The 15225-nt window shown below is 73.2% G+C and carries 11 protein-coding genes and 1 riboswitch; of the genes, 5 read left to right on the forward strand and 6 right to left on the reverse strand.

Annotated features, from left to right (window positions below):
* The first annotated feature begins 15 nt into the window (after positions 1-15).
* Positions 16-133, forward strand: a riboswitch (SAM riboswitch).
* 151 nt (positions 134-284) lie between these two features.
* Together ELX43_RS13675 and ELX43_RS13680 are read left to right on the forward strand one after the other, a co-directional pair.
* Entirely contained in the window at positions 285-1595 is a 1311-nt protein-coding gene (locus ELX43_RS13675) for a bifunctional o-acetylhomoserine/o-acetylserine sulfhydrylase (RefSeq protein WP_127783902.1), read from the forward strand.
* A gap of 80 nt (positions 1596-1675) precedes the next feature.
* Positions 1676-2749, forward strand: coding sequence for a homoserine O-acetyltransferase (locus tag ELX43_RS13680; RefSeq protein ID WP_127784915.1), 1074 nt, complete (start codon positions 1676-1678; stop codon positions 2747-2749).
* 12 nt (positions 2750-2761) lie between these two features.
* On the opposite strand, the gene ELX43_RS13685 is transcribed toward ELX43_RS13680, so the two are convergent.
* From ELX43_RS13685 to ELX43_RS13695, 3 genes are read right to left on the reverse strand one after another with little or no spacing between them, the layout of a single operon-like run.
* Complete coding sequence (locus ELX43_RS13685; protein WP_127783903.1) at positions 2762-3046, reverse strand: DUF3017 domain-containing protein; 285 nt, start codon at positions 3044-3046, stop codon at positions 2762-2764.
* Positions 3046-3909 carry a bifunctional methylenetetrahydrofolate dehydrogenase/methenyltetrahydrofolate cyclohydrolase gene (locus ELX43_RS13690; protein ID WP_127783904.1) on the reverse strand — a complete coding sequence of 288 codons (864 nt, stop codon included), beginning with the start codon at positions 3907-3909 and terminating at the stop codon, positions 3046-3048. The genes ELX43_RS13685 and ELX43_RS13690 overlap by 1 nt, the downstream gene beginning before the upstream one ends.
* Before the next feature lie 59 nt (positions 3910-3968).
* A complete protein-coding gene (locus tag ELX43_RS13695) occupies positions 3969-4616 on the reverse strand; it encodes a pentapeptide repeat-containing protein (protein ID WP_241248959.1) in 648 nt (215 codons plus the stop codon).
* A gap of 269 nt (positions 4617-4885) precedes the next feature.
* On the opposite strand from ELX43_RS13695, the gene ELX43_RS13700 reads away from it, so the two are divergent.
* The 3 genes from ELX43_RS13700 to ELX43_RS13710 all read left to right on the forward strand — a co-directional run bounded on the left by ELX43_RS13700 (position 4886) and on the right by ELX43_RS13710 (position 8561).
* On the forward strand, positions 4886-6106 hold the full coding sequence (locus tag ELX43_RS13700) for an ice-binding family protein (protein ID WP_127783906.1): 1221 nt from the start codon (positions 4886-4888) through the stop codon (positions 6104-6106).
* Positions 6107-6198: 92 nt separating this feature from the next.
* Entirely contained in the window at positions 6199-6807 is a 609-nt protein-coding gene (locus ELX43_RS13705; RefSeq protein WP_241248960.1) for a class F sortase, read from the forward strand.
* A 98-nt stretch (positions 6808-6905) separates the two neighbouring features.
* Positions 6906-8561 (forward strand): FAD-binding dehydrogenase, encoded by a 1656-nt coding sequence (locus ELX43_RS13710; RefSeq protein WP_127783907.1) that lies wholly within the window; start codon positions 6906-6908, stop codon positions 8559-8561.
* Here the strand turns inward: ELX43_RS13710 and ELX43_RS13715 are convergent.
* The 3 genes from ELX43_RS13715 to ELX43_RS13725 all read right to left on the reverse strand — a co-directional run bounded on the left by ELX43_RS13715 (position 8558) and on the right by ELX43_RS13725 (position 15176).
* Positions 8558-11890 (reverse strand): error-prone DNA polymerase, encoded by a 3333-nt coding sequence (locus ELX43_RS13715; RefSeq protein WP_127783908.1) that lies wholly within the window; start codon positions 11888-11890, stop codon positions 8558-8560. The genes ELX43_RS13710 and ELX43_RS13715 overlap by 4 nt on opposite strands.
* Before the next feature lie 63 nt (positions 11891-11953).
* Entirely contained in the window at positions 11954-13495 is a 1542-nt protein-coding gene (locus ELX43_RS13720) for an AMP-binding protein (protein ID WP_127783909.1), read from the reverse strand.
* Positions 13496-13559: 64 nt separating this feature from the next.
* The gene (locus tag ELX43_RS13725; protein ID WP_127783910.1) at positions 13560-15176 is read right to left on the reverse strand and encodes an NAD(P)/FAD-dependent oxidoreductase; all 1617 of its coding nucleotides are present in this window, start codon (positions 15174-15176) and stop codon (positions 13560-13562) included.
* Positions 15177-15225 lie beyond the last annotated feature (49 nt).

Genomic DNA, 15225 nt, shown 5'->3' on the forward strand with positions numbered 1-15225 from the left:
CTAACATCTCTGCCAGGTCATGAGTGCCAGCGCGTAGCCCCGGCTTGCTGGACGGCAACCCTCCAACCGCGGTGGGGTGCCCCGGGTGATGACCGGGTCGATCGGAGCAACGTCCGGTCGTCAAGCGCGGGCCCGTCGCACGACTGGCCCCCCGTCTGTCGGAGGTCTCGCCATGTGTAGCGACTGTTGACCACCCAGGAGATCGCCCGCGGCCCGCTGGCCGCGCATCCCTTCCCCCACCGGGCGTGGACGACGCCCGCACCTTCTTGGAGCTGACTGACCCGATGAGCGACCCCACGACTTCCGATCCCGCTGCTTCCTGGAGCTTCGAGACCAAGCAGATCCACGCGGGCCAGGCCCCCGACCCCACCACCGGGGCCGTCGCGCTGCCGATCTACCAGACCACCGCCTACGCCTTCCGCGACACCGACCACGCGGCGGCGCTGTTCGCCCTGGCCGAGCCGGGCAACATCTACAGCCGCATCATGAACCCCACCAACGACGTGGTGGAGCAGCGGCTGGCCGCCCTCGAGGGCGGTGTGGCCGCGCTGCTCGTGGCCTCCGGCCAGGCCGCCACCACCTACGCGCTGCTCAACGTCGCCGAGTCCGGTGACCACGTGGTGGCCAGCCCGAGCCTCTACGGCGGCACCTACAACCTGTTCACCCAGACGCTGCCCAAGCTCGGCGTGCAGGTGTCCTTCGTCAGCGACCCGGACGACCTCGAGGAGTGGCGGGCCGCCATCCAGCCCAACACCAAGGCGTTCTTCGGCGAGACCATCGCCAACCCGCGCAACGACGTCCTCGACGTCCCCGGCGTGGCCGAGGTCGCCCACGCCGCGGGCATCCCGCTGATCGTGGACAACACCGTCGCCACCCCGTTCCTGATCCAGCCGCTGGCCCTGGGCGCCGACGTGGTGGTGCACTCGGCCACCAAGTACCTGGGCGGCACCGGCACCACCATCGCCGGCGCGGTCGTGGACGGCGGCACGTTCGACTGGACCAGCGGCCGCTTCCCCGGCTTCACCACCCCCGACCCCAGCTACAACGGCGTGGTCTTCGCCGACCTGGGCGCCCCGGCCTACGCGCTGAAGATGCGCGTGCAGCTGCTGCGCGACATGGGTGCAGCGCTGTCGCCGTTCAACGCCTGGCTGATCAACCAGGGCCTGCAGACGCTGAGCCTGCGCATGGAGCGGCACGTGGCCAACGCCCAGCAGGTGGCCGAGTTCCTCTCCGCCCGCGAGGACGTGGAGTCGGTGGCCTACGCCGGCCTGCCCAGCTCACCGTGGTTCGACCGTGCCCAGAAGCTGCTGCCCAAGGGTGCCGGCGCGGTGCTGGCCTTCGAGATCGCCGGTGGCGTGGAGGCGGGCAAGCGCTTCGTCAACGCGCTGCAGCTGCACAGCCACGTGGCCAACATCGGCGACGTCCGCTCGCTGGTCATCCACCCGGCCTCCACCACGCACGCCCAGCTCTCCCCGGAGGAGCAGCTCTCCGCAGGCGTCACGCCGGGCCTGGTGCGCCTGGCGGTCGGCATCGAAGGTATCGAGGACATCCTGGGTGACCTGCGGACCGGGTTCGAAGCAGCAGCACAGGCGTGAGCTTGCTGCACGACGAGCACCCGTCGGCGTCCCGTCCGGCCGGTGCCACCCTTGCCGGGGCGCTTCGTCCGGACGGGGCGCTGACGACGGTCGACCTCGGCCCGCTGACGCTGGAGAGCGGCGTCGAGCTGGCCGAGGTGACCGTGGCCCTGCAGAGCTGGGGCACCCTGAACGCCACCGCCAGCAACGCCGTGCTGGTGCTGCACGCCCTCACCGGTGACTCCCACGTCACCGGCCCGGTCAGCCCGGAGCACCCCTCCCCCGGGTGGTGGAGCGGGTTGGTCGGCCCCGGCGCGGCGCTGGACACCGACGAGTGGTGCGTCATCGCCCCCAACGTGCTGGGCGGCTGCCGGGGCACCACCGGACCGTCCTCCCTCGCACCGGACGGCAAGGCGTGGGGCTCGCGCTTCCCCGCCATCACCATCCGCGACCAGGTGGCCATGGAGGCTGCCCTGGCCGACCGGCTGGGCGTCCCCCGCTTCGCCGCGGTGATGGGTGGCTCCATGGGGGGGATGCGCGCCCTGGAGTGGGTGGTGGGCCACCCCGACCGGGTGGGCGCGGCGCTGGTGCTGGCCACCGGGGCACGGGCCACCGCCGACCAGATCGGCACCCAGTCCGCCCAGATCCTGGCCATCACCTCCGACCCGGACTGGCAGGGCGGGGACTACCACGGCACCGGCCGCAGCCCGCGCACCGGCCTGGGCCTGGCCCGGCGCATCGCGCACCTCAGCTACCGCGCCGAGCACGAGCTGGACAGCCGCTTCGCCAACCTGCCCCAGGAGGGGGAGGACCCCGCCGAGGGTGGGCGCTACGCGGTGCAGAGCTACCTCGACCACCAGGCCGCCAAGCTGGTGCAGCGCTTCGACGCCGGCAGCTACGTGCGGCTGACCGACTCGATGAACTCCTACGACGTGGGTCGCGGCCGGGGTGGGGTGGCCGCGGCGCTGCGCGGCGTGCGCCGACCGGTGGTGGTCGGCGGCATCGACTCCGACCGGCTCTACCCGCTGCGGCTGCAGGCCGAGCTGGCCGAGGGGCTGCCCACCTGCGACCGGCTGCGGGTGATCACCTCGGAGTTCGGCCACGACGGGTTCCTGCTGGAGGCCGATGCGGTCAGCGAGCTCATCCAGGAGACCCTGGCGCGCTCCGCGGACTAGCCCTGGGTGGCGCTAGACCGTGCCCAGCGCATCGATCGAGCCGGCCAGGGCGAGCACGGCCACGCCGAACGCCGCGTAGGTGAGCACGTCCACCGGGCGCTGGCGCACCGCCAGCAGGCCCACCTGGTCGTCGCGCAGCACGGCCCGCAGCGCGGCGCCCACCAGCATGGCCGCACCCAGCACGATGGCGCCGCGGCGCCAGCGGTCGGTGAGCACGAATCCGCCGGCGACCAGCACCATCAGCACCACGGTCACGAACGGCCAGTGCAGGGTGCGCAGCCGCGCCGCGAGCGCCATCAGCCGCGCTGCGAGGCCAGGATCGCCTCGGCCCGCTCGACCACGTTGACCAGCAGCATGGCGCGGGTCATCAGGCCCACGCCGCCGGGGTTGGGCGAGAGGAAGTTGGCGACCTCGGCCACGTCCTTGGCGACGTCACCCACCAGGCCGGCCTCGGTGCGAGTGACCCCCACGTCCAGCACCGCCGCGCCGGGGCGGACCATGTCCGCGGTGACCAGCCCGGGCACCCCGGCGGCCGCCACCACGATGTCGGCACGGGAGACCTCTGCGGCCAGGTCGCGGGTTCCGGTGTGGCACAGGGTGACGGTGGCGTTCTCGGTGCGCCGGGTGAGCAGCAGCCCCAGCGGACGGCCGACGGTGATGCCGCGCCCGACCACCACCACCTTGGCGCCGTCGATCGGCACGTCGTAGCGGCGCAGCAGCGCCACGATGCCGCGCGGGGTGCACGGCAGCGGGGCGGGCTCGCCGAGCACCAGCCGGCCGAGGTTCACCGGGTGCAGGCCGTCGGCGTCCTTGAGCGGGTCCATCCGCTCCAGCGTGCGCACCTCGTCGAGGTGCCGGGGCAGCGGCAGCTGCACGATGTAGCCGGTGCACTCGGGGTTGGCGTTGAGCTCCTCCACCGTCTCCAGCAGCTGCTCCTGGCTGACGTCGGCGGGCAGGTCCCGGCGCAGGGAGGTGATGCCCACCCGCGCGCAGTCGGCGTGCTTGCCCTTGACGTAGGCGTGCGAACCCGGGTCGTCGCCCACGAGCACGGTCCCCAGCCCGGGGGTGATGCCCGCCTCGATGAGCCCCTGCACCCGGGTCTGCAGGTCCGCGTAGATCGCGTCGCGGGTGGTCTTGCCGTCCAGAAGGGTTGCCGTCACGCGCTCAGTGTTCCAGAACGCGTGCGGCACAGGTCTCAGGGACCTGGGGCGGCGGCCAGCTACTGCTGCAGGTCGACGCGCAGGCCGTGTGCAGCGGCGAAGGACAGCGCCTGCACGGGCTCCACCTGCACCCCGGTGAGCCGTGCCCCCACCCAGAGGTCGGCATCCACCCGCGCGCCGCGCAGGTCGGCCTCCTCCAGCCGGGCACCCGAGGTGCGCGCCCCGCTGAGGTCGGCGCCCCGCAGCACCGCCTTGCGCAGGTCGGTGCCCACCAGGTTGGCCTCCCGCAGCCGCGCGGCCGTGAGGTCCACCCCGCGCAGGTCCGCCTGGCCCAGCGAGGTCAGCGACAGGTCGACCTCCTCGAGCACCAGCGGCCGCAGCCGGGCCCGCTCGAACACCGAGCCCATCAGGGTGCAGAAGCGAAAAGTACTGTGGTACAGGCTTGCCCGGGTGAAGTTGCACGACCGGAAGGCCGAGCCCAGGTGCACGGAGTCGCGCAGGTCGGCGCCGGTGAAGTCACAGCCGGTGAAGGTGACGTTCTCGGTGCGCAACCCGCTGAGGTCGGCGTCGACGAAGCTGCAGTCGGTGTAGCTGCGCCGGGTCCAGTGCTCGTTGGCCAGCACCGTGTCCGCGAGGCTCTCCCCGATGAGCTCGGCGCCATCCTGCTCGTCGTGCGCGGACGTCTCGTCGTTCGGCCCAGCGGCCACGTGGTCCTCCTCCGATCGGCGCCCGGGTTCTCCCGCCGCCCGGCGATCCTGCCCCATCGACGGGCGAGCGGCGCAGGCACCGTCCGTGGGCGGGGAAGAACAATCTTCACGTAACTCACTGTTATCTATTGTGGACACAGAGTAATCGTGAAACGGTGGGACCACTCGGGTCACGTTGTAGCCGCAGGCTGCGGGCCAGAGTGGGAGCCGTTGCCGAGGTCGTTCCACGACCCGCGCCGCCCCTCCTCGGCCCAGAACACCGGTGACACATGAGCACACACAGGCGACCCTCGACCCGACCCGCACTGCGCTACGGCGGTGCCGCCGTCGCAGCACTGGTCACGGTGGCCACCGCCGGGCTGCTGCTGGCCAACGCCGGCACCGCCCAGGCCGCAGCCACCGTGGTCCCCCTCAACACAGCGGCGGACTTCGCGGTCCTTGCCGGCTCGGGCATCACCAACACCGGCGCGAGCACCATCGTCGGGGACGTGGGGTCCTCGCCCACCCCCGCCCAGACCGGTTTCGTCGCCTGCCCCGGGGCCGCCGACTGCGTCGAGCTCACGGGCACCAACCATCGCGTCGCCAACGCGGAGACCGGCCGGGCCAAGGCCGACCTGAGGACCGCCTACACCAACGCCGCCGGGCAGGGCCCCACCACCGAGGTGCCCACCGAGCTGGCCGGGCAGAAGCTGGTCGCCGGGGTCTACGGCTCGGCGTCGGGCACCTTCGGCATGACCGGCACGCTGGTCCTGGACGGCGCGAACAAGCCCGGCTCGGTGTTCATCTTCCAGACCGACAGCACGCTGATCACCGGCGGCACCGGCAACGTCTCCCTGATCAACGGGGCACAGGCCTGCAACGTCTTCTGGCAGGTGGGCAGCGCCGCCACCCTGGGCGCCGGCTCCACCTTCCGCGGCACGATCATGGCGCACGACGACATCTCGGTGAAGGACGGCGTGACGGTGGAGGGACGGCTGCTGGCCGGCCAGCAGGCCTCCGGCGCGGGGGCAGTGACGCTGATCAACGACACCATCACCGTGCCCAGCTGTGCGGTGACGCCACCGACGAGCACCGTGCCCCCGACGAGCACCGTCCCGCCGTCGAGCACCGTCCCGCCGACCTCCAGCGCCGGCCCGACCACCACGACTGCACCCACCACCACCGTGACGCCCACCACCACTGCTGCCCCCACAGCCAGCACGCTCCCGACTCCCAGCGCGACCCCCACCACCAGCGCGGCGCCCACCACCGTGACGCCGGCGCCCACGACTGGCGCCACCCCGACATCTCCTGGGGGTGGCGCCGCTCCTGCTCCGGGCACCAGCGCGGGCGGCACCATCGCCCCTCCGGGTACCAGCAGCGGCAGCAACAGCGGCGACTCCGGGTCGATGACGACCGGCTCGGCGACCTCCACGCGAATGGGCGGAGGCAACCAGGTCAGCCAGGTGCCGGTCGGGTCCGTCGACGCCGGGGACGGCAGCGCCCGCTGACCGGGCGCCACCGCAGGGCCCGCACCCACCGCCGGGTTCCGCGGCTGCGGGCAGCGGTTCTCGGCGCAACGGTTCTCGGCGCAGCGGTGCTGGTGGCGGTCACCGGCACGCTCACCGCGGGCAGCCGGGCGCTCGACGACGCCACCCCGGCCCCCGCTGCGGCCACGGTCACCCTGCCCGTGCCCACCACGCCCACCCCCAGCGCACCCGCTGCCACCGTGGCTCCGGCGCTGCTGCTGGACCGGTCGGCCCCGGTGCGGCTGCAGATCCCCTCGATCGGGGTGGACTCGGCGCTGATGGACCTCGGCCTGCAGCCCGACGGCACCATGCAGGTGCCCCCCACCGGCTTCCCGGCCGGTTGGTACACCGGCGCCCCCACCCCAGGTGAGCAGGGCCCCGCCGTGCTGGCCGGGCACGTGGACTGGGCGGGCAGTCCAGGGGTCTTCCACGAGCTGCGGTCGGTGCGGCCCGGCGCGGAGGTCGCGATCTCCCGCGCCGACGGCACCGTGGCGACGTTCCGGGTCAGCCAGGTGGAGCAGCACGACAAGGACGCCTTCCCCACCGGTCTCGTCTACGGCAACCTCGATCGAGCCGGGCTCCGGCTGATCACCTGCGGCGGCTCGTTCGACGAGCAGGCGAGCAGCTACCGGGACAACATCGTGGTGTTCGCCGACCTCGTCGCCGTCGCCCCTGCCGGCTGACGCCTGCGAGCACCGCACGCTCAGACCGGAACCCACGCTCGGCCTGTGGCACTCTCAGGCCTCGGCGCGGTGCACGGCGCCGGGAGCGGGAGAAGCAGATGAGCGTGGACGTCGACGTGATCGTGGTGGGTGCCGGCCTGGCCGGGCTGGTGGCCACCTACGAGCTGACCAGGGCCGGGCGCACCGTCACCGTGGTGGAGCAGGAGAACCGGGCGAACCTCGGCGCGCAGGCGTTCTGGTCCCTCGGTGGGCTGTTCCTGGTGGACAGCCCCGAGCAGCGCCGCCTGGGCATCAAGGACTCCTACGAGCTGGCGCTGCAGGACTGGATGGGCACCGCCGCCTTCGACCGTCCCGAGGACTTCTGGCCGCGGCAGTGGGCGCAGGCGTACGTGGAGTTCGCGGCCGGCGACAAGCGCGCGTACCTGCACGAGCTGGGCCTGCGGCTGATGCCCACGGTGGGCTGGGCCGAGCGCGGCAGTGGCACGGCCACCGGGCACGGCAACTCCGTGCCCCGCTTCCACCTCACCTGGGGCACCGGCCCCGAGGTGGTGCGGGTGTTCCTGGAGCGGGTGCTCGACGCCGAGCGCGCCGGGCTGGTCACCTTCTGCCACCGCCACCAGGTGGACGAGGTGCTGGTCAGCGACGGCCGTGCCTGCGGGGTGCGGGGCACCGTGCTGGAGGTCTCCGAGCAGCCGCGCGGGGTGGCGTCCTCGCGCACCGCGGTGGGTGAGTTCGAGCTGCACGCCCAGGCGGTGGTGGTCACCTCCGGTGGCATCGGCGCCAACGCCGAGCTGGTGCGCAAGAACTGGCCGAAGCGCCTGGGCGAGGCGCCCCGGCACATGCTCACCGGGGTTCCCGCGCACGTGGACGGGCGGATGCTGGAGATCACCGAGAACGCCGGCGCCAACCTGGTCAACCGCGACCGGATGTGGCACTACACCGAGGGCATCACCAACTGGGACCCCATCTGGCCCAACCACGGCATCCGCATCCTGCCCGGGCCGTCTTCGCTGTGGCTGGACGCCACCGGCACCCGGTTGCCCACCCCGTTGTTCCCTGGTTTCGACACGATGTCCACCCTCAGCCACATCCTCACCACCGGCCACGAGCACACCTGGTTCCTGCTGGACCAGTCGATCATCGAGAAGGAGTTCGCGCTGTCGGGCTCCGAGCAGAACCCCGACATCACCAGCAAGAGCCTGAAGATGGCGCTGAGCCGGGTGAAGAAGGGTGCGCCGCCGCCCATCGAGGCGTTCAAGCAGCACGGGGTGGACTTCGTGGTGCGCGACACCCTGCGCGAGCTGGTGGCCGGGATGAACGAGCTCACCGAGACGCCGCTGCTGGACTTCGACCACATCGAGCGGCAGGTGCTGGCCCACGACCGCGAGCTGGCCAACCGCTTCGGCAAGGACCTGCAGATCGCCGCCATCCGCGCCGCCCGCAGCTACCTCAGCGACCGGATCACCCGGGTGGTCAAGCCGCACGCGCTGCTCGACCCGGCGCACGGCCCGCTGATCGCGGTGCGGCTGCACCTGCTCACCCGCAAGACGCTGGGCGGGCTGGAGACCAACCTGGACTCGCAGGTGATGCGCGGCGACGGCAGCGCCTTCGACGGCCTGTACGCCGCCGGGGAGGTCGCCGGCTTCGGTGGTGGCGGGGTGCACGGCTACAACGCGCTGGAGGGCACCTTCCTGGGCGGGTGCATCTTCTCCGGCCGCGCCGCCGGGCGGGCGCTGGCCCGCGACCTGGGCTAGCGGAAGTCGCGGCTGGTGGAGGCGACGCGCAGGTCCATCCGCTGCACGTGCTCGGCCACCACGGTCACCGCCCCCTCGGCGTTCTGCACCACGCCCCGGATCAGCAGGGCCGGTGCCGAGCGCACCACCCGGCGGTAGCGGGCCCACAGCCCCGGCGAGCACACGATGTTCACCATGCCGGTCTCGTCCTCCAGGTTGAGGAAGGTGACCCCGCTGGCCGTGGCCGGGCGCTGGCGGTGGGTGACCGCCCCGCCCACCAGCACCCGGCTGCCGTCCCGCACCCCGGTGAGCAGCTCCGCCGCGGGAACCACCCCCAGCCGCTCCAGCTGCGGGCGCAGGAACTGGGTGGGGTAGCTGTCCGGCGAGACCCCGGTGGCCCACACGTCGGCCACCGCCAGCTCCACCTCGCTCATGCCCGGCAGCGTCGGCGCGGTGGTGCCCACCCCGGTGCCGGGCAGCCGGTCGTACCGCTCGGCGGCGGCCGCGCCCGCCGCCCACAGGGCCTCCCGGCGCTGCAGGTCGAAGCAGCCCAGCGCCCCGGCGGTGGCCAGCGCCTCGGTCTGCGCCACGCTCAGCCCCACCCGGCGGGTGAGGTCGAGCAGGCTGGTGAACGGCCCGTGGGCGTCGCGCTCGGCGGTGATCCGCTCGGCCGTGGGGGTGCCCACGCTGCGCACCGCGCCCAGGCCCAGGCGCACCGCGGGGGTACGGTCGTCGTCGCTGAGCGGCTCCAGGGTGGGGTGCGCGCAGCTGCGGTTGACGTCCGGGCCGTGCACCACCACCCCGTGGCGGCGGGCGTCGGCCACCAGCGACTGCGGGGAGTAGAAGCCCATCGGCTGGGCCCGCAGCAGGGCCGCACAGAACGCCGCCGGGTGGTGCAGCTTGAACCACGCCGAGTAGAAGACCAGCGAGGCGAAGCTCAGCGAGTGGCTCTCCGGAAAACCGAAGTTGGCGAAGGCGAACAGCTTCTCGAAGATCCGGTCGGCCACCTCGCCGGTGATGCCGTTGGTCTCCTGCAGGCCCTGGTAGAAGCGTGCCCGCAGCCGCTGCATCTTCTCCGGCGAGCGCTTGGAGCCCATCGCCCGGCGCAGCTCGTCGGCCTCGGCCCCGGTGAAGCCGGCACAGTCCACCGCCAGCTGCATCAGCTGCTCCTGGAACAGCGGCACCCCCAGGGTCTTGGCCAGCGCCCGCTCCATGGAGGGGTGCTCGTAGGTGACCGGCTCCAGCCCGTTGCGGCGCCGGATGAACGGGTGCACCGAGCCACCCTGGATGGGTCCGGGCCGGATGAGCGCCACCTCCACCACCAGGTCGTAGAACACCCGGGGCTTCAGCCGCGGCAGGGTGGCCATCTGCGCCCGCGACTCCACCTGGAACACCCCGATGGTGTCGGCCCGCTGCAGCATCTCGTAGACCGCCGGCTCGCCGAGGTCGAGGTGGGCCAGGTCCACCTGGATCCCCTCGTGGGCGGCCACGAAGTCGATGGCGTAGTGCAGCGCGGAGAGCATGCCCAGCCCGAGCAGGTCGAACTTCACCAGCCCCACCGCGGCGCAGTCGTCCTTGTCCCACTGCAGCACGCTGCGGTCGGCCATCCGCGCCCACTCCACCGGGCACACGTCGGCGATGGGCCGGTCGCAGATCACCATGCCCCCGGAGTGGATGCCCAGGTGCCGCGGGAAGTCCTCCAGCTGGGCGGCCAGTGCCAGCACCGGCTCGGGGATGTCGTGCTCCTGCTCCTGCGGGGACTTGTCCTGGGCGCTCGGCCCGACCAGCGGCCCCCAGCGGTCGATCTGCTTGCCCCACGCGTCCTGCTGCCCCTGGGAGTAGCCCAGCGCCTTGGCCATGTCGCGGACCGCGGAGCGGCCGCGGTAGGTGATGACGTTGGCGACCTGCGCGGCGTGGCTGCGGCCGTAGCGGCCGTAGACGTACTGGATGGCCTCCTCCCGGCGGTCGGACTCGATGTCCACGTCGATGTCCGGTGGGCCGTCGCGCTCCGGGGACAGGAACCGCTCGAACAGCAGCCCGTTGGCCACCGCGTCCACCGCGGTGACGCCCAGGGCGTAGCAGACCGCGGAGTTGGCTGCCGAGCCCCGGCCCTGGCAGAGGATGCCGCTGCGCCGGCAGAAGCTGACGATGTCGTGCACCACCAGGAAGTAGCCGGGAAAGCTCAGCTCGCCGATGACGGTGAGCTCGCGCTCTATCTGGGCGTAGGCGGCGGGGTTGGCCGCCGGGGGGCCGTAGCGCTCGGCGGCCCCCCGCAGGGTGAGCTCGCGCAGCCAGGACTGCTCGGTGTGCCCGGCCGGCACGGCGAAGGGCGGCAGCTGCGGGGCGACCAGGCGCAGGTCGAAGGCGCACTCCCGGCCCAGCTCGGCGGCGGTGGGCACCGCGGCCGGGTGCCGCGCGAAGCGGGCGGCCAGCTCGGCGCCGGAGCGCAGGTGCGCGCCCCCGGCCGGGGGCAGCCAGCCCGCGGCGTCGTCCAGGCTGCGCCGGGCCCGCACCGCGGCCATCGCCGCGGCCAGGCGGTGCCGCGACGGGGTGGCGAAGTGCGCGGCCGTGCTGGCCACCACCCGCAGCCGGCGGCGCTGGGCCAGCTCGGCCAGCACGTCGTTGCGCTCGTCGTCGGTGGGCAGGCCCTGGTGGGTGAGCTCCACCGCCACGTGCTCGGCGCCGAAGCGCTCCACCAGCTCGGCCAGCGCCGCCTCGGCCGCCGCGGGTCCCCCGGTGCTCAGCGCCTGGCGCACCGCGCCCTTGCGGCAGCCGGTGAGCACCTGCCAGTGCCCGCCGGCGGCCGCGCTGAGCTGGTCCAGGTCGTAGCGGGGGCGGCCCTTCTCCCCACCGGCGAGGTGCGCGGCGGAGATCTCCCGGGACAGCCGCCGGTAGCCCTCCTGTCCCCGGGCGAGCACCAGCAGGTGGGTGCCCTCCGGGTCGGCCACCCCGTTCTGCGGCTCGCTCAGCCCCAGGCTCAGCTCGGCGCCGAACACGGTGCGCACGTTGAGCTCTCGTGCAGCCTCGGCGAAGCGCACCACTCCGTAGAGGCCGTCGTGGTCGGTGAGCGCGATGGCCTCCAGGCCCAGCCGGGCTGCCTCCTCCACCAGCTCCTCGGGCTGGCTGGCGCCGTCGAGGAAGCTGAACGAGGAGTGTGCGTGCAGCTCGGCGAAGGGCGTGGGGGCAGGCCCGGGGCGGCGGGGGGCCGGAGGCGGCTGGTAGCTGGCGCGCTTGCGCGACCAGGCGGGGCTGTCGCTGCCGTCACCGGGGTGCTGCGCCTCGTGCCGGGGCCGGCCGGAGAGCACCCGCTCCAGCTCCGCCCACGGCACCGGCGGGTTGCCGAAGCCCATCGCGCCACCTCCCGTGTTCGAACACTTGTTCTACTCGCAGGCGAGGGTGGCCGTCAAGGCGCGCTAGCCGGAGGGGCGGGAGGACACCCGTCCGTGCGCCCGCGCCAGCACCGACTCCCGCAGGGCCACCCGGGAGCGCTTGCCGGTGGCCGTGGTGGGCAGGAGGTCGTACTCCAGCAGCGTGCGCGGCACCTTGTACGGCGTGAGCCGGTCCCGGCAGTGGCTGGTGAGCTCAGCGGGGTCCAGCCGCCAGCCGGCCCGCGGCACCACGCAGGCCACCAGCTTCTCGCCCTGGCGCTCGTCGGGCACCCCCAGCACCGCCACGTCGGCCACGCCGTCGTGCTCCAGCAGCACCTGCTCCACCTCGCGGGGGTAGATGTTGAAGCCGCTGACCACCACGGTGTCCTTGGCCCGGGAGACCACGTGCAGGCGGCCCTCGGAGTCCAGCCGCCCCACGTCCCCGGTGTCCAGCCACCCCTGCGGGCGCAGCACCAGTGCCGTCTCGGCCGCGTCGTGCAGGTAGCCGCTCATCACGTTGTAGCCGCGCACCAGCACGCGGCCGTCCGCCCCGTGCACCGGCCGCCCCGCGTCGTCCACCACGGCCACCTCCACGCCGGGCAGCGGCGTGAGCCCCGCGGCGGCACCCTCCTCGGCCACGCCCACGGTGGCCACCGCCACGCTGCCGCACGCCTCGGTGAGCCCGTAGCCGCTCACCAGCGTGGTGATGCCCAGGGAGGTGCACAGCGCCTGCATCCGGTCCACCGACACGTCCGCGCCCCCGGTGATGGCCAGCCGCGTCACCCCGGTGAGGTCGGCCCCGGCGGTGGCCAGGTCGTGGAAGATCGTGGGTGGCCCGAGCACCACCGAGATGCCCTCCCGCTGCAGGATCTCGGCGAGGTGCCCGCGGTCGTGCGGCGACACCAGCCGCACCGCCGCACCCTGGACCAGCGCCAGCAGCAGCACCCCGTTGAAGCCGAAGGAGTGCGCCAGCGGCACCGCGCCGAGCAGGACGTCGGTGGCGGTGACCCCGACTGCCGCGGCCATGTCGGTGTAGCAGCGCACCAGCTGGCCGTGGGTCATCGGCACGTGCTTGGGGGTGCCGGTGGTCCCGGAGGTGGGCAGCACCACCGCCACGGCCTCGGGCGAGACCGCCACCGGCTCGGCCACGGCGCAGCCGTCGGCGGCGCCCTGCAGGCCGGCCAAGGTGTGCACCTCCACGTCGGGCTCCCAGTCCCGCTGCTCGGAGAGCACCAGCCGGGGTGCGACGCGGTCGAGCACCAGCCGCCGCTCGCGGCTCGACGCCGCGTGGCCGACCGGCACCAGGACGGCACCGGCGAAGACGACGCCGAGCGCCACCTCCACCCAGGACACCGAGCTGCGCCCGCACACCACCACGGCGTCCCCCGCCCGCACGCCCCGGGCGGCGAGCGCGGTGGCCACCTGCCCGGCCCGCTCGGCCAGCGCCGCGTACGTGCGGCTGCGGTCGGTGTCGCGCACGGCCAGCCGCGTCCCGTGCGTGACGGCACGCCGCCGGCACAGCTCGGGCAAGGTCGTCGCAACCGGCAGCAACGGGCTGGTCAGAGTCGGCCGACCCTCAGGACTCATGCCGGCATTGAATCACCCGAGGACGCAATCCACCCGGGCGACCGCCCGTGCGACGACACGGGCCTCACGAGCTGAGCGTGAAGCCCTCGTAGCCCTTGGCCGCCACCTCGTCGCAGGCCCGACGGTAGGTGCCGAAGCCCCCGATGTAGGGCATGAACATCTGCTTCTTTCCCTCGATGTTGGCTCCCATGTACCAGGAGCGGGCCTGCGGGAACAGCGTCCCCTGCGCGACGGCGTCCACGTGCTCGGTCCACTCCTCGGCGGCCTCGCGCCGTGCCTCGACGGTGGCCACTCCCCGCTCCCGGCAGCTCGCCACCAGGTCGACGAGCCAGTCCACCTGAGCCTCGGCGTGCAGCACCATGTTGGCCAGCACCGACGGGCTGCCCGGACCGCTGAGGTTGAACAGGTTGGGCAGGCCGGGGATGGCCATGCCCAGGAAGGTGACCGGGCCTGCACCCCAGGCGTCGGCGATGGTGGTGCCCCGGGCTCCGCGGATGTCGATGCGCAGGAGCGCCCCGGTCATGGCGTCGAACCCGGTGGCGTAGACCAGCACGTCCAGCTCGTGGACGTCGTGCTCGGTGACGACTCCGGTGGGCGTGATCTCCACGATGGGGTCGGTGCGCAGGTTCACCAGCCGCACGTGGGGCTGGTTGAAGGTCTGGTAGTAACCGATGTCGGTGCAGATCCGCTTGGTGCCGATGGGGTGGTCGGTGGGCACCAGCGCGTCGGCGACCTCCGGGTCGGCCACCACCGAGCGGATCTTGGCCTCGGCGAACTCGCGGACCACGTCGTTGGCGGCGAGGTTGGCGTTCTGGTCGGGGAAGGTCTTGCCGAAGAGCACCCCACCCTCGGCCCAGCGCGCCTCCATGGCGGCCAGCCGCTCCTGCTCGCTGAGCTCCAGCGCGTTGTGCGGGTAGCTCTCGTGCGGAGTCCCGGCCGGTGCGTAGGCGGACTTCTTGCGCCGCGCGGGGTACTCGGCGCGGATGCGCTCCTGGTCGGCGGGGGTGAGCACGTGGTTGGGCATGGGGACGCTGTAGTTGGCCGAGCGCTGGAACACCGTGAGCGAGGCGGCCCGCTCCGCCAGCAGCGGCACCGACTGCACTCCCGAGGAGCCGGTGCCGATGATCCCCACCCGCTTTCCGGTGAGGTCAGGCTCCTGCTGCGGCCACGCGGCGGTGAAGTACACCTCGCCGGCGAAGCTGTCCGTGCCGGGGATGTCGGGCTTGTTCAGCGCGGACAGGCAGCCGGTGGCCATCAGCACGAAGCGGGCCAGGTAGGTCTGGCCGGTGTCGGTGCCCACGTGCCACACCGCGGTGTCCTCGTCCAGGTGGGCGCTGGTGACCCGCTGGCCCAGCACGATGTCGCGGCGCAGGTCGAAGCGGTCGGCCACGTGCTCGAGGTAGGCGAGGATCTCCGGCTGCCCGGCGTAGCGCTCGGACCAGATCCAGCTCTGCTGCAGGTCCTCGTCGAAGGAGTAGGAGTAGTCGACGCTCTCCACGTCACACCGGGCGCCCGGGTAGCGGTTCCAGAACCAGGTGCCTCCCACGCCCGTGCCCGCCTCCACGGCCAGCACGTCCAGCCCGGCCTGGCGGGCGCGGTGCACGGCGTACAGGCCGGCGAAGCCCGCCCCCACCACGAGGACGTCGTGGACCGACTGCGGCGCAGGAGCGGTGCTGGTCATGGGTGATCCCCCGATGCGTTGTTCCGACTGCCCCCCGAGGAGGGCTTAC

This window comes from Rhodococcus sp. X156, assembly GCF_004006015.1.
In the GTDB taxonomy this organism is placed as follows: Bacteria; Actinomycetota; Actinomycetes; order Mycobacteriales; family Mycobacteriaceae; genus X156.